The sequence below is a fragment of the Virgibacillus subterraneus genome, assembly GCF_900110695.1.
GTDB classification, from domain to species: Bacteria; Bacillota; Bacilli; order Bacillales; family Amphibacillaceae; genus Lentibacillus; species Lentibacillus subterraneus.
On record NZ_FOEH01000005.1, the window covers coordinates 217,651 to 239,509 of the forward strand.

A 21,859-nucleotide genomic window follows, 5' to 3' on the forward strand; every position below is an offset into this window, starting at 1 on the left:
TTAAATGCTGGATATCATAATATGGATTGTCATTGCAGCTTTATTCATCTTAAGTTTTGCAGGAATTATTTTTCCAATCATTCCATCACCATTAGTCTTGTGGGTTGGTTTTTTACTATATCATTTTGTGATAAGTGCGGGTGAATTAACTTTAACATTTTGGATAGCGATGGTTATTTTAACGGTACTATTGATTGTATCGGATATTGTCGCAAATAGTTATTTTGTAAAAAAATTCGGCGGCAGCAAGTGGGGAGAACGTGGTGCAGCAGTAGCTGTTATTGTAGGCTCGTTTATTATCCCTCCATTCGGCATACTGATTGTACCATTTATAGTTGTTCTGTTGATTGAAATGGTACAGAAAAAATCATCACAGGAAGCACTGTATGCATCAATTGGCTCGTTAATCGGATTTCTTGGAGGAGCTGTAGCGAAAGTAGTCATTCAAGTTATCATGATCGTTTGGTTCATAGTCGTCGTCGTAATATAATGCAGAAGGGATTTTTAACAATGAGCAAACCACCACGAGTTATAACAATCGCAGGATCTGCAGCTGGAGGAAGTGCTGGAATTCAGGCTGATTTAAAGACATTTCAGGAATTGGATGTATATGGGATGAGTGTCGTCACAGCGATTGTTGCAAGGCACCCTGAAACGAATAAGAATGTGCATCCGCAATCACTTGAGGCAATTGAAGCGCAATTTGCAACAGCAGTTAAGCAAGTTGGCCTGGATGCAATAAAGACCGGGATGTTATTTTCAAAAGAGGTAATAGATAACGTTGCTGGACTTATCGATGGAGCAAGTATAAATACGTTGGTGATTGATCCGGTAATGGTCGGAAAGCTTGATTCGAAACTGCTGGAAGACGATGCAATCGATTCATTAAAGACAAAGCTATTACCGAATGCTACTATTATTACGCCAAACATGCCGGAAGCTTCTTACCTATTGGATGGACGCGAGATTAAGCATGTTGCAGATTTAAAACAGGCGGCCATCGATTTGCATGAATTGGGTCCACGATATGTATTGGTTAAAGGTGGAAGGTTGGAAGGTCCAGCGGTTGATGTGCTGTACGACGGTGAAACACTTGCGACCTTTGAGGCCCCGCGAATCGATACAGTAAACACAAGTGGGGCAGGATGTACATACTCTGCAGCAATTACTGCATATATTGCCAACGGATATTCAGTATTAGAGGCAGTTCGTTCCGCAAAAAGTTTCGTAACAAATGCAATAGAATATGGATTTTCATATACAGAATTGGTTGGCCCTACTTATCACGCGGCAACTCGTGAACATGGTGAAGCTCACAAAATTAAAGTAAATTAAATTAATGGGAGGAGAATAATTAATGGGGAAGCGAGCATTAATTAACATTGATTACACGGTCGATTTTGTTGCAGATGATGGCATGTTAACTTGTGGTGAACCAGGGCAAGCCATTGAAGGGGAAATTGTTTCGTTAACAGAAGAGTTCATTAGTGCAGGGGAATATGTGGTGTTTGCAGTTGATGCACACGAGGAAGGCGATACGAATCACCCGGAATCGCAATTATTTCCACCGCACAATATTATGGGGACTGAAGGTAGACAGCTTTTTGGGGAATTAGCTTCTGTATATGAAGCCAATAAGCTGGCTGGAAATGTTTATTATTATGATAAAACGCGGTACAGTGCGTTTGTGGGAACGGATTTGGAATTGAGATTACGTGAACGTGAAATTGACGAACTTCACCTTGTTGGTGTTTGTACCGATATTTGTGTGTTGCATACCGCTGTTGATGCGTATAATAAAGGATTTAAAATTGTCGTACATAAAGATGCTGTAGCGAGCTTTAACGTTGCCGGCCATGAATGGGCACTAGGACACTTCACAAACACATTAGGTGCAAAAGTAATATAGTATTGAGGAGAAGCTAAGGGGAGCCAAGCCTTAATGGCGGTAACTTAACTGCAATGGTAAGGCTTGACTTTGCCTTAACATCCCTATATATTTGAAAATATAATAGAGGAAACGTTGATGAGGATTAGTACAATTTGAATGTCTTTCACAGAGAGGGAATGGTAGCTGGGAATTTCCAAAGACACAAATTGGAACCTGCCTTTGAGTTCGCTATTCATACGGCTTGTGCTGTAGAATACGCGCGGTCCATGACCGTTATCATGCCAAGTGTGCAAGATTTTATATCTTGTGAACAAGGGTGGTACCACCAAACCTCGGTCCCTTTTATAGGACGGAGGATTTTTTTAGCAGTTAAGAAACTATAATTACTTTCTTGCTGCATAAGTGCGCAACTAAGGCTCTCGCCATTAAGGCTTGGCGATAAGCCAAGTTTTCTAATATACAAAAAAATTTAAAAGAAAAGGGTGTTAAAGTTGGGTAAAAACAAAAACAAACAATTCGTTGAAAAAGTTACCGCAATGGAAGATGACTTTGCGCAATGGTATACCGATGTAGTGAAGCAGGCAGAACTTGTTGATTATGGAACTGTCCGTGGAACAATGATAATTAAACCGTATGGGTTTTCGATTTGGGAAAATATCCGTGATGAACTTGATCGAAAGTTTAAGGAAACAGGGCATTCCAATGTTTATTTTCCATTATTTATTCCTGAAAGCATGCTGCAAAAAGAAAAGGATCATATAGAAGGATTCGCACCAGAAGTAGCCTGGGTTACACACGGTGGAGATGAAGAACTGAGTGAACGTCTCTGTGTACGCCCAACTTCAGAAGTTCTTTTTGGTGAATATTATTCGAAAAATATACATTCCTATCGTGACTTGCCAATGCTATACAATCAATGGAGTAACGTGGTTCGCTGGGAAAAAACGACTCGTCCATTTTTACGTTCACTAGAATTTTTATGGCAAGAAGGGCATACATGTCATGCGACACGTGAAGATGCACAAGAGGAAACAGCTAGAATGCTTGAAATTTATGCAGATATTCTTGAATATTACCTGGCTATACCAGTGTATCGAGGCAAAAAAACAGAAAAAGAAAAATTCGCTGGAGCTGACTATACATTAACAATTGAAGCTCTTATGCATGATGGCAAGGCACTGCAGTCAGGTACATCACATTATCTAGGAACAGGCTTCGCTGAAGCATTCGATATTCGTTACTTGGATAAAGGTGGTGACCAGCAACCAGTTCACCAGACGTCATGGGGTATGTCTACTCGGGTTATGGGCGGATTGATTATGGTACATGGGGATAATCGTGGGTTAATTGTTCCACCACGTATTGCGCCCACACAAGCAATGATTGTTCCAATCGCACAACATAAAGAAGGTGTATTGGATAAAGCATACGATCTTCGCGACAAACTAAGAGGTGTTGCACGAGTTGGCATTGATTCAAGTGATAAAATGCCGGGCTGGAAATTTAATGAGTATGAAATGAAGGGTATACCTGTTCGAGTTGAAATGGGACCTAAGGATATAGAGAAAGAGCAGGTTGTTCTCGTACGACGTGATACAGGTGAAAAAGAATTTGTTCCACTTAATGAAGTGGAAGCACGATTGCCAGTGTTGCTAGATGAGGTGCAGCAGGGACTATTTGATAAAGCGTTGAATCACCGTAATGAAAAAACAACCACTGCAACGAATATGGAGGAATTCAAAAAAACATTGGAAGAAACCTCTGGATTCATCAAGGCAATGTGGTGCGGTGACATGGAATGTGAGGAAAAAATCAAGGATGAAACATCAGCAACATCACGCTGTATTCCATTTGAACAAGAAGATGTTTCTGACTCCTGTGTATGTTGCGGAAAAGAAGCAAAAGAACTAGTATACTGGGCAAAAGCATATTAATGATAAAAATCGAGCGCCATAGATGCGCTCGATTTTTTTAGTGTATGCGCCTTTGTTCTATCAACCGGAGAATGAAAACTTCATCCCGACGAAAAACTTTCAAGATTTAGTTGCATTTTTCGTATGAAATATGTTATAAATATACATAATAATTAATAAATATACAAAAAGGTGAATAATTATGAAGCATTTACTTAGTGAAGAAATAAATAAGGTTGAAGAACAATTATGGAATATGAGTGACCATATTTATTCTAATCCGGAATTGGGTGATGAGGAATTTCAATCTATGAAGCTGCTTACAGATTTTCTTAAAGAGAATGGATTTGAATTGGAGACTGGCATTGTGAATCGGCCGACAGCTTTTAAAGCTGAATTTAAAAGCCAAAAACAGGGTCCAACTATTGCATATCTGGCTGAATATGATGCGTTACCGGGTGTTGGTCACGGGTGTGGACACAACATGATCGGAACAATGGGAGTCGGTGCTGGTGTAATTCTTAGTAAACTGGTAAATCAAATTGGTGGGTCAATAGTAGTATTTGGCACTCCGGCTGAGGAAACAAACGGAGCTAAAGTACCGATGAGTGAGGAAGGTGTATTCGACAATATAGATGCAGCAATGATTTTGCATCCTGCTGACCAATCATATGAAAGTGGTGAATCACTTGCAATGGATGCTCTTCAGTTTGCTTTTTCCGGGAAATCTTCACATGCTGCGGCATCACCGGAGAAAGGAATTAATGCATTGGATGCAGTGATTCAACTATTCAATGGTATCAATGCACTTCGTGAACACCTTCTTTCTGATATACGGATTCATGGCATCATATCTGAGGGCGGTCAAGCGGCAAATGTAGTACCTGATAAGGCTGTAGCGCAGTTTTATATTCGTGCAAAAGAGCGATCAACGTTAAATGGTGTGGTGGATAAAGTTAAGAATATAGCACGTGGTGCAGAACTTATGACTGGAGCGACGCTAACTATTTCAAATTATGAATTAAGTTATGATGAAATGATTACGAATAATGCACTTTCCAAAGCTTTTAATAAAAATCTCCAACTAGTAGATTCTCAGAATTTGAACCCAGCGAAACAAGGATACGGTTCAATTGATATGGGAAATGTGAGTCAGGTTGTTCCAGCAATTCACCCATACATTGGTTTACATGAACCTGAACTAATAGCACATACGAAGGAATTCGCGGACAAAACCATTACCAAAACAGGTCACCAAATTATTTCGAACGGGGCATTATCATTAGCGCAGACTGGCTACGATGTTTTAACAGATAAAGAATTATTAAAAGAGATTCAAACTGACTTTTTGCAAAGTAAGTAGTGTTTATGCACGAAATATATAAGGATTAAATTATAAATTAAGGGGAGATATCATGAAATATTCATTCGGTAAATTTATTGCTCTATTATTAATTATTAGTATGCTCGCGGCTTGCGGAACTAGTGAAGGGAACGCAGATGCTTCATCAGGTAATTCAGAAGGTAAGGAAGTATTAAAAATGGCTACATCAGCTGATTTTCCACCATTTGAATCTCGTGATAAAGAGGGGAACTTTGAAGGCTTTGACATTGATTTAGCACACTTGATTGCAGACAAACTAGGATATGAACTGGAAATAGAAGATATGAAATTTGATGGATTGATTGGTGCTTTACAGTCTAGTCGTGTCGATATGGTTATGGCAGGGATGAGTACGACTGAGAAGCGTAAAAAAAATGTCGATTTTTCCACGGAATACAACCATTCAGGTGAGATGTTTATCAGTCAAAAAGATTCAGAGATTAAAGGATTAGAAGACTTGGAAGGAAAAACAGTCGGTGTTCAGCTTGGAACCATCCAGGAAGAGGGTGCAGAAAAGCTTAGTAAGGAATACGGATTTGCTGTTAAAAAAGTGGATAATTCAAGCATCCTAATTCAGGAATTAAAATCAAATCGGGTTGATGTTGCCTATATGGATAAGACAGTGGCAGTGGGTTATATAGAGGAACAAGGATTTTCAGGATTTGATGACCCTACAACAAGCTCACCAGGCATGGGAATTGCTTTTCCAAAAGATAGTGATTTAGTTGATGATGTAAATAAGGTGCTTAAAGAACTTGAAAAGAACGGAAAACTTCAGGAATTAAAGGATAAATGGCTATCAGAGTAAAAATAACAGCTAGAAAGATGAGGTGGCAGGCATGAATTTGGACTTCTCCCAAATCGTGCCTTATATTCCTTTTATACTTGAAGGAATATGGGTTACATTAAAATTTGTAAGTATGTCTATTATTGTTGGCTTTATTTTAGGTATACTTTTAGCATTATGTAAAATTACAAAAGTACCTTTCCTAAAGAAATTTGCTGATGTGTATACATCAATTTTCCGTGGTACACCACTTATCTTGCAATTGATGATTATTTATTTTGCAGTACCGCAGTTAACTGGTTACGATATACCAGAATTCTTGACGGCGGTATTGGCATTTGGGCTAAATTCAGCTGCCTATGTATCTGAAATTATTCGTGCAGGTATTATGGCGGTAGACAAGGGACAAACTGAAGCTGCAGAAGCACTTGGTGTCCCATATAAACCGATGATGTTAAACATCATATTACCGCAAGCAATTAAAAATATATTACCAGCTCTAATGAATGAATTTATAACTCTTACGAAGGAATCTGCTATTGTGTCTACAATTGGTTATTTGGATCTGATGCGGCGAGCACAGATTGTTGGTGCAGATATATATCGTAACTTTGAGCCATTATTACTGGCAGGTTTTATATACTGGGTAATGGTGTACTTAATGACACAAATAGGAAAAGTAGTAGAAAGGAAGCTGAGATACAGTGATTAGGGTTGAAGGAGTGACGAAAACGTTTGACAGTAATACAGTACTGGAAGATATATCAACTACGATTAATCAGGGAGAAGTAGTTGCTGTAATTGGTCCATCCGGATCTGGAAAATCAACCTTTCTTCGGTGTTTAAACTTATTGGAAAAACCATCATCGGGCTCAATTTGGCTTAATAATAGTGAGATAACCAACCTTACTAATAAACTGGAAGTCCGTGAGCAGGTCGGTATGGTTTTTCAGCACTTTCACTTGTTTCCTCATAAGACAGTATTGGATAATGTTTCTTATGCACCACAGAAAGTAAAAAAGTTGAAGACTAATGAAGCGGAAGAAACAGCAACCCAGTTAATTAACAAGGTAGGACTGGGTGACAAACTTGATGCCTATCCGAACAGGTTATCTGGTGGCCAAAAACAGCGCGTAGCAATTGCTAGAGCTTTAGCGATGGAACCTGCTGTCATGTTGTTTGATGAGCCGACCTCTGCACTTGATCCTGAAATGGTCAAAGAAGTGCTTGATGTAATGAAAGATTTAGCGCAAACGGGGATGACAATGGTTGTGGTCACACATGAAATGAATTTTGCACGGGAAGTAGCTGATCGTGTTTTATTTTTAGATGAAGGAAAATTAATGGAAGAAGGTCCACCAACTACTTTTTTCAATTCACCAACAACTGATAGGGCAAAAGGGTTCCTGGATAAAATATTATAAAACATTACCCGATGAGACTACCACTCATCGGGTAATATTTTTAAGCGTGAATTGCATTTTCTATATCTTTCTTAAAGCTTCCAGGCTTTGTCTGGGGAGCAAATCGGTCAATTACTTCTCCTTGTTTATTGACTAGGAACTTAGTGAAGTTCCACTTTATCTGTTTGGTTAGCATACCTTTTACTTGTCGTGTTAAATAAACAAATAAAGGATGGCAATTTTCGCCCTTAACGTCTACTTTACTAAACATTTGAAAGGTTACACCGTAATTGCGCTCGCAGAAATTGGCAATCTCTTCATTTGAACCTGGATCCTGATTATTAAATTGGTTACATGGAAATCCGAGCACTTCAAAACCTTTATCCTTATTAGCTTCATATAACTTTTGGAGTCCATCGAGTTGGGGGGTAAAACCGCATTCACTTGCAGTGTTCACTATTAGAAGAACTTTTCCTTTATAATCTGCCAGTGATTTTTCCTCGCCTGACATCATCTTTGCAGAAAAATCATATACACTGATGCAAATCAGCCTCCTTTTTAGTAGAAAGTAAATATTTTTCCTTTCTTTATGCATAAGTGCAGTTTAGGGTTTGCCATTATGGGTTTTGCGATAAATCAACATTATAATAAAAGGATAGCAATAAATATGCATAATTGTCAAAAAACTTGTGTATTTATTATTAGACAACATACGAAACCATTTTGTAACTTGAACTATACTTAAATAAAAGGTAAAATAATATGGCAAAGCGTTTTCATTTACTTCTCTAGTAGAGAAGGTCGTTTATTCTGGTTTGAAACATATTGGTTTTGCTAATATGGTTTAAATAAAAAATAATTTAAAAGGGGGAGTTACTTTGAGAAAAAGAACTCTATTCTCGTTAATTTTAATTCTTGCCATAAGCATGGTAATAAGTGCGTGTGGCGACAGTGGTGAAGGTTCAGGCGGAGGAGACTCTGATGGAACTATGACCAACCTAACCATGGGAACTGGCAGTGTTGGTGGTGTTTACTATCCACTTGGCGGTGAAATGGCAAATCTATTTAAGGACAATATTGATGTAGATGGCTTCGATGTTAGTTCAGTGGAATCAGGTGCTTCAGTTGAAAATATCGCAAAGATACAATCAGGTGATTTTCAACTAGGTATAGCACAAAATACCACAATGATTAACGCCAACAATCAAACAGGAGAGTTTGAAGGGAAGACTACTGATAAAGTAGGTGTAATCGCTTCTTTATATCCAGAGGGGTTACAAGTAGTAACACTTGATTCAACAGGAATCGAATCAATAGAAGAATTAAAAGGTAAAAAAGTTGCAATCGGGCCTCCAGGCGGAGCAACTCGTGAAGCAGCAGAGATGGTCTTAAGTGCATACGGCATTGAAGAAGGCGATTACGAAGCTTATGAAGAAGGATTTGGAGATGCCAAAAGTAAATTACAAAATGGTACAATCGACGCATCCTTTGCAGTTGTAGGTGTTCCATCATCAACAACGGACGAGCTTGCTAACGCTACAAAAGAAGTTAAATTCCTTGATATTGAGGGAGACGCTTTGCAAGAAGTAGTAGATAACAGTCAATATGAAGCATATACAGTTGAAGCAGGAACATATGAATGGCAGGAAGAACCAGTTCAAACAGTAACTGCTATGGCGTTACTACTAGGTTCTACAGAACAGGTAAGTGAAGACCTTGCTTACCAAATAACAAAAACATTATTTGAAGAAACAGATGCTATGACTATCGAACAGGCAAAATTAATAACAGAAGATAGCGCACTAACTGGTGCTAGTGATTTACCACTTCACCCAGGTGCAGAAAAGTACTTTAAAGAAGTCGGTATTACGGAGTAATAGAAAAAACCGGACAATTTAGTCCGGTTTTTTCTCCTCAATACATAGACAGGAAGAAATGGAGGGGGAAGCGATGGCTGATCAGAATACAGAAGAAATCGACAAGCATGAACTGATGGCTAAATACGACAAAGAAAGTGCTTTCCGTACTAATCTCGGACCTTGGGGATGGATTACCCTTATAATTGGTGCTGCTTTAACCATTTTCCAGCTTTACACTGCATTTTATGGTTCCAAGGTCTCCTTAATTCAAGGGGCAATACATCTTGGTGCAGGCTTGAGTCTGGTATATCTGTTATACCCAATAAAACCATCTATGACTAAGCGTAGAGGGGTTCCATGGTATGATGCCCTATTAGCTATAGCTGCACTTCTATCAAATTACTATATTATTTACAATTATGATCATCTGATTAATGAAGCGATTATATTTGGTTTCACAGCGCTGGATCAAATTGTAGCAACAGCTGGAATAATTTTATTGCTTGAAGCAACTAGACGTGTTGTTGGACTACCTATAGTTATAATTGCAATACTTGCCTTGCTTTATGGTTTATTTGGTCAGTACATTCCAATTATCGGACACGCTGGTTATGATTGGCCGTCTCTTGCAACTGAAATGTTCTTTAGTTCAAGCTCCATTTTTGGTATCCCTATACAAATTTCATCCACATACATTTATTTATTCCTCTTCTTTGGAGTAATCTTGGTAAAAACAAACATCGGCCAATTTTTTAATGATATTGCGTTGCGTTTAACAGGTAAATACACTGGTGGAACTGCAAAAGCTGCTGTTGCAGCAAGTGGACTTCAAGGTATGGTAAGTGGTAGTTCGGTAGCTAATACGGTTGGATCAGGCTCATTTACCATTCCTATGATGAAAAATGCAGGTTTTAAACCGCACTTTGCTGCTGCGACAGAGGCAGCGGCTTCTACTGGTGGACAAATTATGCCACCGATCATGGGTGCTGCTGCATTTATAATGGCATCTTATACTGGGGTTCCGTATAATGAAATAATTTTAATTGCTATTATTCCGGCAGTACTTTATTTCTCTGGTTTATTCATGGGTACACACTTTGAGGCTAGAAAGCAGGGCATATTAGGTCTTGCTAAGGAACAATTACCTAATACGAAAAATCTTATTAAGAGGCTAGATTTATTTGCACCACTAGTCATAATTGTTGGATTCTTGCTTGCTGGATATACACCAACTTTCGCGGCTTTATTTGCAATATTTGTTGCATTTATCATTAGTTTCTTTAGAAAAGATACTAGAATGTCGTTTAAAGGTATTGTTAATTTGCTAGAAGAAGGTGCCAGGACAGCTTTGCCAGTAATTGCAGCTTGTGCTACTGCGGGTATTATTGCTGGGACTGTAACAACAACAGGATTAGGTCCAAAAATTGCTGGTGGAATAATCGATCTTGCACAAGGCCAATTCTTCCTTGTAATGGTATTTACCATGGTAGCATGTATTATTCTAGGCATGGGACTGCCGACCACTGCAAACTATGTAGTAACAGCAACAATGGCAGCACCTGCACTACTGGCATTTGATGTACCGGTAATTGCTGTTCATATGTTTGTATTTTACTTTGGAATCGTGGCTGATATTACACCGCCTGTTTGTTTAGCTGCATATGCAGGGGCAGGTATAGCAAAAGCGAATCCAATGAAAGCTGGTGTAACTGCTGTTAAGTTAGCGATTGCAGCATTTATTATTCCATATATGTTTGTTTCGCAGCCGATCCTGTTATTGCAAGCAGATGCGAATGTAACAAATGTATCGATAGCTGTTATTACAGCAATGCTTGGAATGGCTGCAATTAGTTCAAGTTTGATAGGTTATTATGTAAACACATTAAATCGGATTGAACGAATTGTTTTAATAATTGGAGGATTACTTCTTGTATATCCAGATATCAAATTTTCATTAGTAGGTTTAGTGGTATTTGGAGTAATTACAACAATTCAATTCCTTCAAAGTAAATCAGATAAAAAGAAACAGCAAACATCTTAGTAAATTTAACATTAAAAAAAGGTAGGTGAGATTATCTCGCCTACCTTTTCATTATTAAGAAAACTAATTACACTTTTGTGCTTAAACTTCTTGCTTTATATCCTTTTCAAGTGCTGCGAGTCGTTCCTGGACTTCTTCTTCAGATAAATCATGTTCTTTTACGTACATGTTTCGAGGGCTTATACGGCATTCGTGCGTACAGCCACGCATATATTTATGCTCACTTTCTTCTGAGCAAAGAATTTGTTTATTGCATTCAGGATTAGCACAGTTAACATAACGTTCACATGGCTGACCATCAAAGTAATCCACGCCGACTACAACGTGGTCTTTTTTATTAATAGGCACGGAAATTCGTTCGTCAAAAACGTAACATTGACCATCCCAAAGCTCTCCTTGTACATTAGGGTCTTTTCCATATGATACGATTCCGCCATGCAGCTGCGCAACGTCTTCAAATCCTTCTTTAACTAACCAGCCAGAGAATTTTTCACAACGAATTCCGCCAGTGCAATAGGTCAATATACGTTTCCCTTCAATAAGGTGTTTATTGTTTTCCACCCACTCAGGTAATTCACGGAATGCTTCAATGTCTGGGCGGATAGCTCCACGGAAATGCCCAAGATCATATTCGTAATCGTTACGTGCATCCAGGACGACAGTGTTCTCATCCTGCATAGCTTCAAAGAATTCCTCGGGTTCGAAATATTTGCCTGTCGTTTGTTTAGGATTAATGTCATCCTCCAAACGAAGTGATACTATTTCATTTCGTGGGCGTACATGCATTTTTTTGAATGCATGTCCTTCATGTTCATCAATTTTGAATGTCATATCAGCAAAACGCGGATCGTTGTGCATTGCTTCCATGTATTTCTCTGTTTGTTCTATCGTTCCAGATACTGTTCCATTGATGCCTTCATCAGCAACCAGAATACGTCCTCTTAAGTCAAGGTCCTTACAGAATTGCAGATGCTCCATAGCATACTCTTCAGGATCTTCAATTTGGACATACTTGTAGTACAGTAATACCTGGTATTCCTTACTGTTTATCATTTTTAATTACCACCTGTCATTCATATTTGCAAGATATAAATGTTTGGTAGTCGGTATTTTTTTATATTCTTGCAAGATAATATTTTACCAATTTATTTAGACATTTTCAACTATGGCTTTTGCAGAAAAATCTTGCAGAAAATAATTTATCAAATTACTTGCTTTTTATTTCTGAAAAGGGTAAAGTAATAAGTGCAATAGGAAATTGAAGTTTGTAATACTTTACGATCTCTTTATCAAAGTGGTGTAAAAGTATTTATGATTCAATTACTTTGCACGATATTTGTATATAGGGAGGTCATTTTAATGACTGGTAAAGTAAAATGGTTTAACGCTGAAAAAGGATTCGGTTTCATCGAACGCGAAGACGGAGACGATGTATTCGTACATTTCTCAGCAATCAATGCAGAAGGTTTCAAAACTCTTGAAGAAGGTCAAGACGTTGAGTTTGAAATCGTTGAAGGCAACCGCGGACCACAAGCAGCTAACGTAACACGTCTATAATAGATGATACAAAAAGGTTTATCTCTTCGTGAGGTAAACCTTTTTTTAGTTTAAACTGAAAATATTCTTAATTGGAGGGATTTCGTGGCATATTCATTTAATTGGCAAAAAGAAGCTGAAGTTCAGTGGGATAACCGTGCAGCTTTTTGGAATGAACGTAGTACAAATATGTGGGATAATGGCAGCAGAAAAGACATCGTTCCTTTTATAAAGAAGCATTTGGATGAAGGGAGCACTATTATTGATATTGGATGTGGAGATGGGTATGGATCCTACAAATTACATAAGTTAGGATATAATGTAGTAGGAATGGATCTTTCAACTGAAATGATTGCACGGGCAAAGCAACGATTAAATAAAGAAGAAATAAAATTTATGCAAGGAGATGCTGGGGAACTGTCGTTTAACGCCAATAGTTGTGAGGGTATTATGGCAATTAATGTTCTGGAATGGACGGAATTCCCTGAGAAAGCTGTACGTGAGTTTCATCGAGTCCTTAAAAAAGATGGTTTACTGTGCGTTGGAATTCTTGGACCGACAGCAGGGCCAAGAACAAATAGTTACCCTCGACTTCAAGGTGAAAAAGCGATTTGTAATACGATGATGCCTTGGGAATTCCAAAAACTTGCATCTGAAAATAATTTACAATATGTCGATGGATTTGGTGTTTTTAAAGAAGAAGTAAAAGAGCACCACTATAAGGATTTAACCCTGGAACTTAAACAGGCTTTAACATTTCTATGGGTATTTATGCTGCGAAAAGTAGGTGAATAAAATGGATGAAAAAGAAGTTGAGCAACAGGTAATTGAAAACTACCAGCAAGATGAGAAAATGATGATTCTTATATATGCGCAATGGTGTATTAACAACGATCTTGATCCAAAATCATTGTATGAAAAAGCGTATCCTTCACAAACGAAAAATGATGCACTTAGAGAAGCATTAGAATTAACTGTCCCTAAGAAGGAATCTGAAGAAATACCAAGCCAAACGGTACTTAATGTGCTTCAGCTGTTTGGTAATGACGACTTGGCTTTTATCGTACAGGAAGAAATTGATAAGGAAGTGAAAAGATAGTGGAATGGTCAATAAAGTCATTTGATGAACTAACGAATGATGAATTATACGGATTGTTGAAATTAAGGGTGGATATTTTTGTAGTTGAACAAGACTGTCCATATCCTGAACTAGATAATTATGATCAACTTGCATTACACTTTTTTTTGAAAATAAATGGTGAGTTTGCCGTAAACGTCCGTATACTTCCAAGTAATTCCAAGTATGTGGAAGTTTCAATAGGCCGTGTATCAGTTGCAGAAAAATTTCGTCGTCAAGGATATGCCCGTCAAATTATGCAAAATGCAATAGATTATGTATTAAACGAGTGGAATGAAAAAAGGATTAAAGTCCAAGGGCAGGAATACTTAAAAGATTTTTACTCAGGGCTAGGTTTTGAACAGGTTACAGAGTCGTATTTGGAGGATGGAATTCCCCATATTGACATGATTTGGGAGGCAAAATAAGGTATCAACCTTTATATTTTTTCACATAGTATAGTTAGCGAGCCAATTTTAATCACATGAAATGGAGGCTGACTGCTGTGATAAATAACAATCAACTTTATCAATGTAAAGCAGCTTTATTGGAACGACAATCAGAATTAATCAATCATGTTCAAGACCACTTTGGCACTGATCTCGAATTAATAAAAGAATCGATGAGTGAGTTGTCAAATTATGATAATCATCCCGGAGACCAAGGAACAGAAATGTTTGAACGGGGAAAAGATATAGCACTGAATGAACATGCTGAAAAAGAACTCGAAGATATCAATGCCGCCCTTCATGCTATTGCGGATGGAACATACGGTATTTGCAGTAAATGTGGTGAGGATATTTCGTATGAGCGGCTACAGGCAGTTCCTACTGCAGACCGATGTCTGGATCATGCGGAACACGGTAATTTTATGGGTGATCGTCCTGTTGAGGAACAAGTTTTTAGTCCTAACATTAATCCTAATGAGGTTACGGAAGAAGAACAGACTGGCTACGATGCAGAAGATGCTTGGCAGGAAGTAAGCAGGTATGGAACATCTGAATCGCCATCCGATTTTTATGGTGAAAAGGATAGCTATAATGAAATGTACCCAAACAGTGATGAAAATGTGGGCAATGTCGAGGATGAGGAGAGTTATCTTGCAGCTGACCGGGACGGTGATTTTATAGGAGTGACACCTAATCATCAGAAATATGAAGAAGAATAGTCGTGCACAGCTTAAGTTTTCCCTGTGTACGAATTTTTTTGTAGTAAGATAGTAAAAATACTTTCTTACTACGTGAAGGAAATTTATGAATGAAAAACTGAGTTTTCTAATTACAATGGTAAATCATGTATTAAATGTGGCGGTACCAATGCCGATCAGAAAATAGTACCTATGACTGAGACAGGCCTCTCTAAAATGTTAGATGGTTTTACAACAAAAAAAGCTCCTCGTTTTGAGGAGCTTTTCTACTTTTAAAAACCGTTATTAAACATCATGTTCATAAAGTTTCCGAGCATTGAATTCATGAATGATTGTATGAAAAATCCAAACACTAATAAAATAATAATGTGTAACCCAATCAATACATAAATTCGATCAAATCCATTAGGTGTCTGTTCTACTAAAATAAATGTAGGTGCAATAAGCAGTGTGCTAAGAATACTTAAAAGTAAAAGCATTCCAGCTATTGATGGAAGGCCAATTAGCCAAAATAGTATTCCCGCAGTATATAAAAGTAAAAACGGGACTAAATATGCACCATATTTGGCGATAACATCTGGAAACGTAACTGCTTGAACGGAGAGCTTTGTACCAGCGAATGTTAATCCAGCAATCAGTACGTACAAAATGTTGAAAATTATAAATGGCAAAATAAAACTATCCCAAAATGTTATTTGCATAAAGAACCCCATTTGAATGGTACTAAGAATCAAATGGTAGCTTAAAGCGATTAATAATGAAAATAATACAAATGTAATTATTCCTGAACTCATATCAGATCCATTAGCTTTTTTTGCTTCACTTGGGTTTTTAACTAGTGTTACAAAAAAATGGCCGAAATTAGATCCGGTAGTCTTCAATTTCTCAACTGTTTCGTTTGGATTTTGATTAGTTGATGGAGTAGTGCTGACAGCAGCGACTGATTCATATTGATTATCCTTGACTAATTGAGCACCGCAATTAGTACAAAACTTTCCTTCCGCTGTTTGTTGACCGCATGAAGGGCATTGCATAGAATCACTTCCTTTATAATTAATTACTGGTTAATAGTGCAATATACTCTTCTATTTCACATTATATAATAAATTTAACATAAATAGGTAATATATTCTTTTAATAACAAGGCTGTTTAATAAAAGTTTATTGTTATTGGCATTATTCTCCAAGACTTACTGGGGAATGCCTTGATTGCACTTATGCAGTTAGAAATAAAAAAACTTGCAGTGTTTTTCACTGCAAGTTTAAAAAAAGGGGGTAATTATTGTTCACGCTTGACTAACTCTAATGCTATTTTCTGAGGTTCACCATCCCGGTAGATCTCTAGCTCAACTGACTCACCAATTTTTGTTTCATTATACAAATATTTTCGCAGGTCCAAAATGGATGTTATTTTATTACCATTAATTTTGGTGATAACGTCAAACTGTTGCAGTTCTGCTTGGCTTGCTGGTGAACCTTGCTGGACTTTGGCGACTACCATACCGCCTTCAACATTTTCCGGGAGTTGAATTTGATCACGATATTGCGGTGGCACTTGGCCCATTGATGCAGTACTGATTCCAATGAATGGACGTGCTACCTCGCCATCTTTTTCAAGTTGTTTCATAATTGGCTGTGCTTCATCAATTGGTATGGAAAAACCAATACCTTCTACTGATGTCTTTGCTATTTTCATAGAGTTAATTCCAATTACTTCACCTTTAGAATTGATGAGAGCACCACCACTGTTACCTGGGTTAATTGCTGCATCAGTTTGAATAACTTCAGTAATCCAGTCTGGCTGTCCATCACCATTTGTATCAATACTTACTGACCGATCAAGGCCGCTAATTATACCTTTTGTGACTGAGTTGGCGAAATTCATTCCTAGTGGATTTCCGATAGCTACTACAGTGTCACCAACTTTTAAATTCTTTGAAGAACCAAGGTCAGCTACTGTGTTTACTTTTTTACCATCAATTTGAAGTACAGCTAAGTCTGTAAATGAATCTGTTCCCAAGACTTTTGCTGAAATACGAGTATCTTTATTTAAAACAATCTCTACTTCTTCTGCACCTTTAACAACATGCTGATTTGTTACGACATACGCTTTTCCGTCTTTTTCTTTATAAATTATACCAGAACCAGCACCTGCTTGTTGGCTTTGGGTCCATACACTTTGCTGCTGTTTATTGATAACTCCTACTACTGCCTTGGATGCCTCATCCATGTTGGAAGCAATATTTGAGCTGTCTGATGACACCGTTTCCGCTATTTCAGGTGCTGTTTGCTCATTGCTTTCTGAAGAAGCAGAATTACTATTTTCCTGCTGATTTAATGGAATAATGTTTGTTGTGAATAATAAAGCAACTATTACTGCTGAAATCACACCACCAGCAATTCCGCTCATAAGTGTTTTGACACCTGATTTTTGTTTAGGTTTGTCCTGCTTTGGTTTAGCATTTTGTCTTGCTGTTTCTGCAATACCAGGATTTGCTTCTGTCTTTTGTTCTTGTTTATCTAAAGTGTTTTCTTCCAACTCTTTATTATTATCATTATCGTTGCGTTCCATAAAAACATCACCCTTTTCATGTATAGTACAATTCTTATTATAGGTTTTATATTTGGTATGAATTTGGTATAAATATGGAAAAAGTGTGTAATTTGCTTATTAGTGTTCACAAATACTAACTTATGTAAAAATATAAATAAGAATAATATGACGTTTAAGGGGGCGATGACATGAATAGTCACATTGGTGTAGTAGAAGATGATACGAATATTCAAAACATAGTTTCTGCTTATTTAAAAAAAGAAGGCTTCCATGTAACGGTTATGGAGTCTGCAGAGAAAGCATGGGAACTTTGGGAGACACAACCTCCAGACATGTGGATACTGGATATAATGCTCCCTGGCATGGATGGGTATGAATTTTGTAAAAATATCAGAAACGAAAGTAATGTACCAATCATCATCATTTCTGCAAAAGACGATGAGATTGATAAAATCCTTGGACTGGAGTTGGGTGGGGACGACTACTTAACCAAACCATTTAGTCCGCGAGAGTTACTTGCACGTGTGAAAAGGGTTTTTAAACGCACCCAGCCACAATTGAAAATGAGTGAAGTCGGACATGACAGATTAAAGGTCGACAATCTGTTAATTCATGAGAGTGACCGCAGAATTTTTTGGAGTGGTGAGGAACAGGATGTAACTACTAAAGAATTTGATATGCTATTATTATTTGCTGAAAATGTAAATCGTGCTTTTTCACGTGAAGAGTTGCTAGTAAAGATTTGGGGAGAAGATTATTTTGGCAGTGATCGAGCTGTTGATGATCTGGTTAAACGGATACGTAAAAAGCTGAGTGATATTCCATTAGAAACTGTATGGGGATATGGGTATCGTCTGCGCAGTGAAGAGGATCAGACATGAAACTTCAATCACAGCTCAATCTGGCTTTTACAACTTTACTCCTCGTAATGCTTACGGTTACAGGACTTGTCATCTACTCTTTACTTATGGATATGCTAATTGAGGATGAGCAGGCTGAATTAAAACAAAATGGTGAATTGCTGGTTCAAGTCCTAAATGAAAATGGCAGAGGGAACAGTTTACAGGGATTCAGTGATTTTCTTGATGAGCAGGATTTGGATCTTTTCCTATATAATCGTCATCAGAATCGTGTACTGGATTCAACAATGCCTCCGAGGTATGTAAATGGATTTTCAGCAAATAATAATTTTGCAGACGATCAAAAGGAAATATGGGAAATTGGAAATAATAAATTCGTCACTTCACGTATATTATTTAACCCAGAAAGTACTGGATTGGAATTAATTCTATTAACTCCGATAAATGATTTACAGGCAGTACAACAGGACTTTTTTCAACGGCTGATGATTGTCTTTATAATTGGAGCAATTGCAGCTGTATTCCTTAGTTATTTCCTAACGAATAAATTGGTAACGCCTTTAAGCAGATTAAAAGGTCAACTAAAGAAAATAGAAAATCGTAAATTTGATGAACTTGAATCAATCAAAGCAACCGGTGAAATAAAAGAAGTGGAGCAAAGTGTTTACGAAATGGCATCTGAACTTCAACGTTACGTAAATTCTCAGCAAGCCTTTTTCCAGAATGCGAGCCATGAATTAAAGACACCTCTAATGACAATACAAGGTTATGCAGAGGGGATACGCGATAAGGTCTTTGATGAGCAGGAACAGGAAAAAGGGCTGGATATGATGGTCACGGAAGTTAAACGGCTCAAAATGATTATAAATGAAATGATCCTTTTGGCGAAACTTGATAGTGAACAAACCGCTTATCAACCGGAAAATGTTAGTACTTCGACACTAATTAATCAAGTGATGGACCGAACGTTACCGATGGTTAATGAAAAAAATATAACAATTAATCAAGAGGTGGATGAGGGCAGTTCACTGTTCGTTGATCAGGAAAAGGTTCTACGTGCATTATTAAACATAACCTTCAATGCGATTCGCCATGCAAAGACGCGTGTTGATATAACTGTTGAAAAATCTACAATTGTTATTGAAGATGATGGCGAGGGAATTTCAAAGGATTTACTTCCACATATTTTCCACCGGTTTGTAAAAGGTAATAATGGGGAAACTGGTTTAGGACTAGCAATTGCACGTGCTATTATTGAACAATCAGGCGGGAAAATCATGGTACACGAATCTAAGCTTGGCGGTGCTAAATTTATTCTTTCTTTTACTAATTAGATTTTTGTGTTACAATTGGATAGTTTGATTCACCCCGTAATAATAGAGGAGCGTACTTTTATGCAATTAAGAGAAGATATTCGTAATATCGCAATTATCGCCCATGTTGACCATGGCAAAACAACACTTGTTGATCAGATGCTGAGATACTCAGGAACATTCCGTGAGAATGAACAAGTGAATGAACGTGCCATGGACTCCAACGATATTGAACGAGAACGTGGAATTACCATTTTGGCAAAGAACACAGCGATTAAATATAATGACACAGCTATTAATATTTTAGATACGCCTGGCCACGCAGATTTTGGTGGGGAAGTAGAACGTATTATGAAAATGGTAGATGGTGTTATATTAGTTGTTGATGCGTATGAAGGTACAATGCCGCAAACGCGGTTTGTATTGAAGAAAGCGTTGGAACAAAAATTGACGCCTATTGTCGTTTTAAATAAAATAGACCGACCTAACGCAAGACCACAAGAGGTTGTTGATGAGGTATTGGATCTATTTATTGAATTAGGAGCAGATGATAACCAATTGGAATTCCCAGTTGTTTATGCTTCAGCAATAAACGGAACGTCAGGGGAAGAGCCTGATGACCAGCAGGAAACAATGGATCCGGTTTTCAAAATGATAATGGGGCATATTCCTGCACCTGCTGATACCCAAGAAGAGCCGTTGCAGTTTCAGATTACACTACTCGATTATAATGACTATGTCGGAAGAATCGGTGTAGGGCGTGTGGTTCGAGGTAAAATAAGTGTCGGACAGCAGGTTGTTGTAATGAAAAAAGACGGCACGCAAAAAAACTTCCGTATCAGTAAACTGTTTGGCTTCACAGGCTTAAAGAGAGTTGAAATTGAGGAAGCCAAAGGTGGCGATATCGTCGCAATAGCTGGTTTGGATGATATAAATGTTGGTGAAACAATCTGTGCACATGATCATCCAGAAGCATTACCATGGTTGCGTATTGATGAGCCAACACTGCAAATGACATTTGTTGTTAATAATAGCCCATTTGCTGGTCGTGAAGGTAAATATATCACATCTCGGAGAATTGAAGAACGCCTGATGAAGCAATTGGAAACGGATGTCAGCTTACGTGTTGAACCAACCGATTCGCCGGATGCATGGACCGTTTCAGGCCGTGGTGAACTGCACCTTTCAATTCTGATTGAAAACATGCGTCGCGAAGGCTTTGAATTACAGCTTTCTAAGCCACAAGTAATCATTAAAGAGATTGATGGAGTAAAGTGTGAGCCATTTGAACGCGTCCAAGTAGATGTTCCTGAAGATTACACAGGGTCTGTCATGGAATCGCTTGGTGCACGTAAAGGCGAAATGCTTGATATGGTTAACCAGGGTAACGGCCAAGTTCGTTTGGAATTTAAAGTGCCATCACGTGGATTAATCGGGTATTCAACCGAGTTTATGTCACAGACACGCGGTTATGGTATCATAAATCACACATTTGACGCTTATGAGCCTTTCGCTAAAGGACAGGTTGGCGGCCGCCGTGAAGGTGTACTTGTTGGAATGGAACAAGGTAAAGCATCGACTTATGGCATCATGCAGCTTGAGGATCGTGGAGTGATTTTCGTAGAACCTGGTACAGAAATCTATGCTGGAATGATTGTTGGCGAGCATAATCGTGAAAATGATTTAACTGTTAATATTACAAAAGAAAAGCATTTGACGAACGTTCGTTCAGCAACCAAAGACCAGACATCTACGATCAGAAAGACTAGAGAGATGTCATTAGAAGAAGCAATCGAATATTTGAATGATGATGAGTATTGTGAGGTAACACCAGAATCAATTCGTCTTCGTAAAAAAATATTGAACAATAGTGAACGCCAAAAAGCATCAAAAAAAGCAAAAATTTAATATTGAATTTGTACGGCAGGGGCATATCATAGTGCTTCTGCCGTTTTTGCTTTATTAACAGACAGACGGCTTATCATTGGAAGCTAGGAATGAGCAGATGGTGCTCTGAATCCACACTTAAATATTGAAACAAGTCCTCTTTAAAG

23 protein-coding genes and 1 other annotated feature are annotated in these 21,859 nt (G+C 37.9%); of the genes, 19 read left to right on the forward strand and 4 right to left on the reverse strand.

The window, feature by feature from the left end; genetic code table 11:
* The first annotated feature begins 4 nt into the window (after positions 1-4).
* The 8 genes from BMY13_RS15020 (at position 5) to BMY13_RS15060 (ending at position 7,399) form a co-directional block, all read left to right on the forward strand.
* Complete coding sequence (locus tag BMY13_RS15020; RefSeq protein ID WP_092505572.1) at positions 5-490, forward strand: DUF456 domain-containing protein; 486 nt, start codon at positions 5-7, stop codon at positions 488-490.
* Positions 491-510: 20 nt separating this feature from the next.
* Positions 511-1,335 (forward strand): bifunctional hydroxymethylpyrimidine kinase/phosphomethylpyrimidine kinase, encoded by an 825-nt coding sequence (thiD, locus tag BMY13_RS15025; protein ID WP_092505574.1) that lies wholly within the window; start codon positions 511-513, stop codon positions 1,333-1,335.
* Positions 1,336-1,357: 22 nt separating this feature from the next.
* Entirely contained in the window at positions 1,358-1,909 is a 552-nt protein-coding gene (locus BMY13_RS15030) for a cysteine hydrolase family protein (RefSeq protein ID WP_092505576.1), read from the forward strand.
* Between the two features lie 105 nt (positions 1,910-2,014).
* Positions 2,015-2,235, forward strand: a binding site (T-box leader).
* 147 nt (positions 2,236-2,382) lie between these two features.
* Positions 2,383-3,825 (forward strand): proline--tRNA ligase, encoded by a 1,443-nt coding sequence (gene proS, locus BMY13_RS15040; RefSeq protein ID WP_092505580.1) that lies wholly within the window; start codon positions 2,383-2,385, stop codon positions 3,823-3,825.
* Positions 3,826-4,006: 181 nt separating this feature from the next.
* A complete protein-coding gene (locus BMY13_RS15045; protein ID WP_092505582.1) occupies positions 4,007-5,167 on the forward strand; it encodes a M20 family metallopeptidase in 1,161 nt (386 codons plus the stop codon).
* Positions 5,168-5,219: 52 nt separating this feature from the next.
* Positions 5,220-5,996 (forward strand): transporter substrate-binding domain-containing protein, encoded by a 777-nt coding sequence (locus tag BMY13_RS15050; protein WP_092505584.1) that lies wholly within the window; start codon positions 5,220-5,222, stop codon positions 5,994-5,996.
* Between the two features lie 31 nt (positions 5,997-6,027).
* Positions 6,028-6,687 carry an amino acid ABC transporter permease gene (locus BMY13_RS15055; protein ID WP_092494173.1) on the forward strand — a complete coding sequence of 220 codons (660 nt, stop codon included), beginning with the start codon at positions 6,028-6,030 and terminating at the stop codon, positions 6,685-6,687.
* Positions 6,680-7,399: an amino acid ABC transporter ATP-binding protein gene (locus BMY13_RS15060; protein WP_092505586.1), complete on the forward strand. Its 720-nt coding sequence runs from the start codon at positions 6,680-6,682 to the stop codon at positions 7,397-7,399. The genes BMY13_RS15055 and BMY13_RS15060 overlap by 8 nt, the downstream gene beginning before the upstream one ends.
* A 40-nt stretch (positions 7,400-7,439) precedes the next feature.
* Here BMY13_RS15060 and BMY13_RS15065 read toward each other — a convergent pair whose 3' ends face one another.
* Entirely contained in the window at positions 7,440-7,919 is a 480-nt protein-coding gene (locus BMY13_RS15065) for a glutathione peroxidase (protein WP_092494250.1), read from the reverse strand.
* Positions 7,920-8,256: 337 nt separating this feature from the next.
* On the opposite strand from BMY13_RS15065, the gene BMY13_RS15070 reads away from it, so the two are divergent.
* Both BMY13_RS15070 and BMY13_RS15075 read left to right on the forward strand, forming a co-directional pair.
* On the forward strand, positions 8,257-9,255 hold the full coding sequence (locus BMY13_RS15070) for a TAXI family TRAP transporter solute-binding subunit (RefSeq protein ID WP_092494175.1): 999 nt from the start codon (positions 8,257-8,259) through the stop codon (positions 9,253-9,255).
* A 73-nt stretch (positions 9,256-9,328) separates the two neighbouring features.
* The gene (locus BMY13_RS15075; RefSeq protein ID WP_092494176.1) at positions 9,329-11,278 is read left to right on the forward strand and encodes a TRAP transporter permease; all 1,950 of its coding nucleotides are present in this window, start codon (positions 9,329-9,331) and stop codon (positions 11,276-11,278) included.
* A gap of 81 nt (positions 11,279-11,359) precedes the next feature.
* Here BMY13_RS15075 and trhO read toward each other — a convergent pair whose 3' ends face one another.
* Positions 11,360-12,331, reverse strand: coding sequence for an oxygen-dependent tRNA uridine(34) hydroxylase TrhO (trhO, locus tag BMY13_RS15080; RefSeq protein WP_092505588.1), 972 nt, complete (start codon positions 12,329-12,331; stop codon positions 11,360-11,362).
* A 306-nt stretch (positions 12,332-12,637) separates the two neighbouring features.
* Here trhO and BMY13_RS15085 point away from each other — a divergent pair, with 306 nt between their 5' ends.
* The 6 genes from BMY13_RS15085 to BMY13_RS19250 all read left to right on the forward strand — a co-directional run bounded on the left by BMY13_RS15085 (position 12,638) and on the right by BMY13_RS19250 (position 15,354).
* Positions 12,638-12,835: a cold shock domain-containing protein gene (locus BMY13_RS15085; RefSeq protein WP_090867773.1), complete on the forward strand. Its 198-nt coding sequence runs from the start codon at positions 12,638-12,640 to the stop codon at positions 12,833-12,835.
* Between the two features lie 84 nt (positions 12,836-12,919).
* On the forward strand, positions 12,920-13,609 hold the full coding sequence (locus BMY13_RS15090) for a class I SAM-dependent methyltransferase (RefSeq protein WP_092505590.1): 690 nt from the start codon (positions 12,920-12,922) through the stop codon (positions 13,607-13,609).
* A gap of 1 nt (position 13,610) precedes the next feature.
* On the forward strand, positions 13,611-13,913 hold the full coding sequence (locus BMY13_RS15095) for a hypothetical protein (RefSeq protein WP_092494179.1): 303 nt from the start codon (positions 13,611-13,613) through the stop codon (positions 13,911-13,913).
* On the forward strand, positions 13,913-14,359 hold the full coding sequence (locus tag BMY13_RS15100) for a GNAT family N-acetyltransferase (protein ID WP_092505592.1): 447 nt from the start codon (positions 13,913-13,915) through the stop codon (positions 14,357-14,359). Before BMY13_RS15095 ends, BMY13_RS15100 begins: the two co-directional genes overlap by 1 nt.
* Before the next feature lie 77 nt (positions 14,360-14,436).
* Positions 14,437-15,099 (forward strand): TraR/DksA C4-type zinc finger protein, encoded by a 663-nt coding sequence (locus BMY13_RS15105; protein WP_092505594.1) that lies wholly within the window; start codon positions 14,437-14,439, stop codon positions 15,097-15,099.
* Between the two features lie 129 nt (positions 15,100-15,228).
* On the forward strand, positions 15,229-15,354 hold the full coding sequence (locus BMY13_RS19250; RefSeq protein ID WP_139184830.1) for a zinc ribbon domain-containing protein: 126 nt from the start codon (positions 15,229-15,231) through the stop codon (positions 15,352-15,354).
* Here the strand turns inward: BMY13_RS19250 and BMY13_RS15110 are convergent.
* A complete protein-coding gene (locus BMY13_RS15110) occupies positions 15,351-16,112 on the reverse strand; it encodes a zinc ribbon domain-containing protein (RefSeq protein WP_092505596.1) in 762 nt (253 codons plus the stop codon). The genes BMY13_RS19250 and BMY13_RS15110 overlap by 4 nt on opposite strands.
* A gap of 245 nt (positions 16,113-16,357) precedes the next feature.
* A complete protein-coding gene (locus BMY13_RS15115; protein ID WP_092505598.1) occupies positions 16,358-17,650 on the reverse strand; it encodes a S1C family serine protease in 1,293 nt (430 codons plus the stop codon).
* A 170-nt stretch (positions 17,651-17,820) separates the two neighbouring features.
* Between BMY13_RS15115 and BMY13_RS15120 the strand changes: the two genes are divergently transcribed.
* Genes BMY13_RS15120 through typA form a run of 3 tightly spaced genes read left to right on the forward strand, consistent with a single transcriptional unit; the run spans position 17,821 to position 21,713 of the window.
* On the forward strand, positions 17,821-18,513 hold the full coding sequence (locus BMY13_RS15120) for a response regulator transcription factor (protein WP_092505600.1): 693 nt from the start codon (positions 17,821-17,823) through the stop codon (positions 18,511-18,513).
* Complete coding sequence (locus BMY13_RS15125) at positions 18,510-19,826, forward strand: sensor histidine kinase (RefSeq protein ID WP_092494185.1); 1,317 nt, start codon at positions 18,510-18,512, stop codon at positions 19,824-19,826. The genes BMY13_RS15120 and BMY13_RS15125 overlap by 4 nt, the downstream gene beginning before the upstream one ends.
* 60 nt (positions 19,827-19,886) lie before the next feature.
* Complete coding sequence (gene typA / locus BMY13_RS15130; RefSeq protein WP_092494186.1) at positions 19,887-21,713, forward strand: translational GTPase TypA; 1,827 nt, start codon at positions 19,887-19,889, stop codon at positions 21,711-21,713.
* Positions 21,714-21,859 lie beyond the last annotated feature (146 nt).

Excerpts from the sequence above, each read along its gene's own strand:
- BMY13_RS15045 (WP_092505582.1), top strand. The coding sequence starts at position 4,007 with ATGAAGCATTTACTTAGTGAAGAAATAAATAAGGTTGAAGAACAATTA.
- BMY13_RS15050 (WP_092505584.1), top strand. The coding sequence starts at position 5,220 with ATGAAATATTCATTCGGTAAATTTATTGCTCTATTATTAATTATTAGT.
- BMY13_RS15125 (WP_092494185.1), top strand. The coding sequence starts at position 18,510 with ATGAAACTTCAATCACAGCTCAATCTGGCTTTTACAACTTTACTCCTC.
- BMY13_RS15085 (WP_090867773.1), top strand. The coding sequence starts at position 12,638 with ATGACTGGTAAAGTAAAATGGTTTAACGCTGAAAAAGGATTCGGTTTC.
- BMY13_RS15110 (WP_092505596.1), bottom strand. The coding sequence starts at position 16,112 with ATGCAATGCCCTTCATGCGGTCAACAAACAGCGGAAGGAAAGTTTTGT.
- BMY13_RS15020 (WP_092505572.1), top strand. The coding sequence starts at position 5 with ATGCTGGATATCATAATATGGATTGTCATTGCAGCTTTATTCATCTTA.
- BMY13_RS15075 (WP_092494176.1), top strand. The coding sequence starts at position 9,329 with ATGGCTGATCAGAATACAGAAGAAATCGACAAGCATGAACTGATGGCT.
- BMY13_RS15115 (WP_092505598.1), bottom strand. The coding sequence starts at position 17,650 with ATGGAACGCAACGATAATGATAATAATAAAGAGTTGGAAGAAAACACT.
- BMY13_RS15030 (WP_092505576.1), top strand. The coding sequence starts at position 1,358 with ATGGGGAAGCGAGCATTAATTAACATTGATTACACGGTCGATTTTGTT.
- BMY13_RS15120 (WP_092505600.1), top strand. The coding sequence starts at position 17,821 with ATGAATAGTCACATTGGTGTAGTAGAAGATGATACGAATATTCAAAAC.
- trhO (WP_092505588.1), bottom strand. The coding sequence starts at position 12,331 with ATGATAAACAGTAAGGAATACCAGGTATTACTGTACTACAAGTATGTC.
- typA (WP_092494186.1), top strand. The coding sequence starts at position 19,887 with ATGCAATTAAGAGAAGATATTCGTAATATCGCAATTATCGCCCATGTT.
- BMY13_RS15095 (WP_092494179.1), top strand. The coding sequence starts at position 13,611 with ATGGATGAAAAAGAAGTTGAGCAACAGGTAATTGAAAACTACCAGCAA.
- BMY13_RS15055 (WP_092494173.1), top strand. The coding sequence starts at position 6,028 with ATGAATTTGGACTTCTCCCAAATCGTGCCTTATATTCCTTTTATACTT.
- thiD (WP_092505574.1), top strand. The coding sequence starts at position 511 with ATGAGCAAACCACCACGAGTTATAACAATCGCAGGATCTGCAGCTGGA.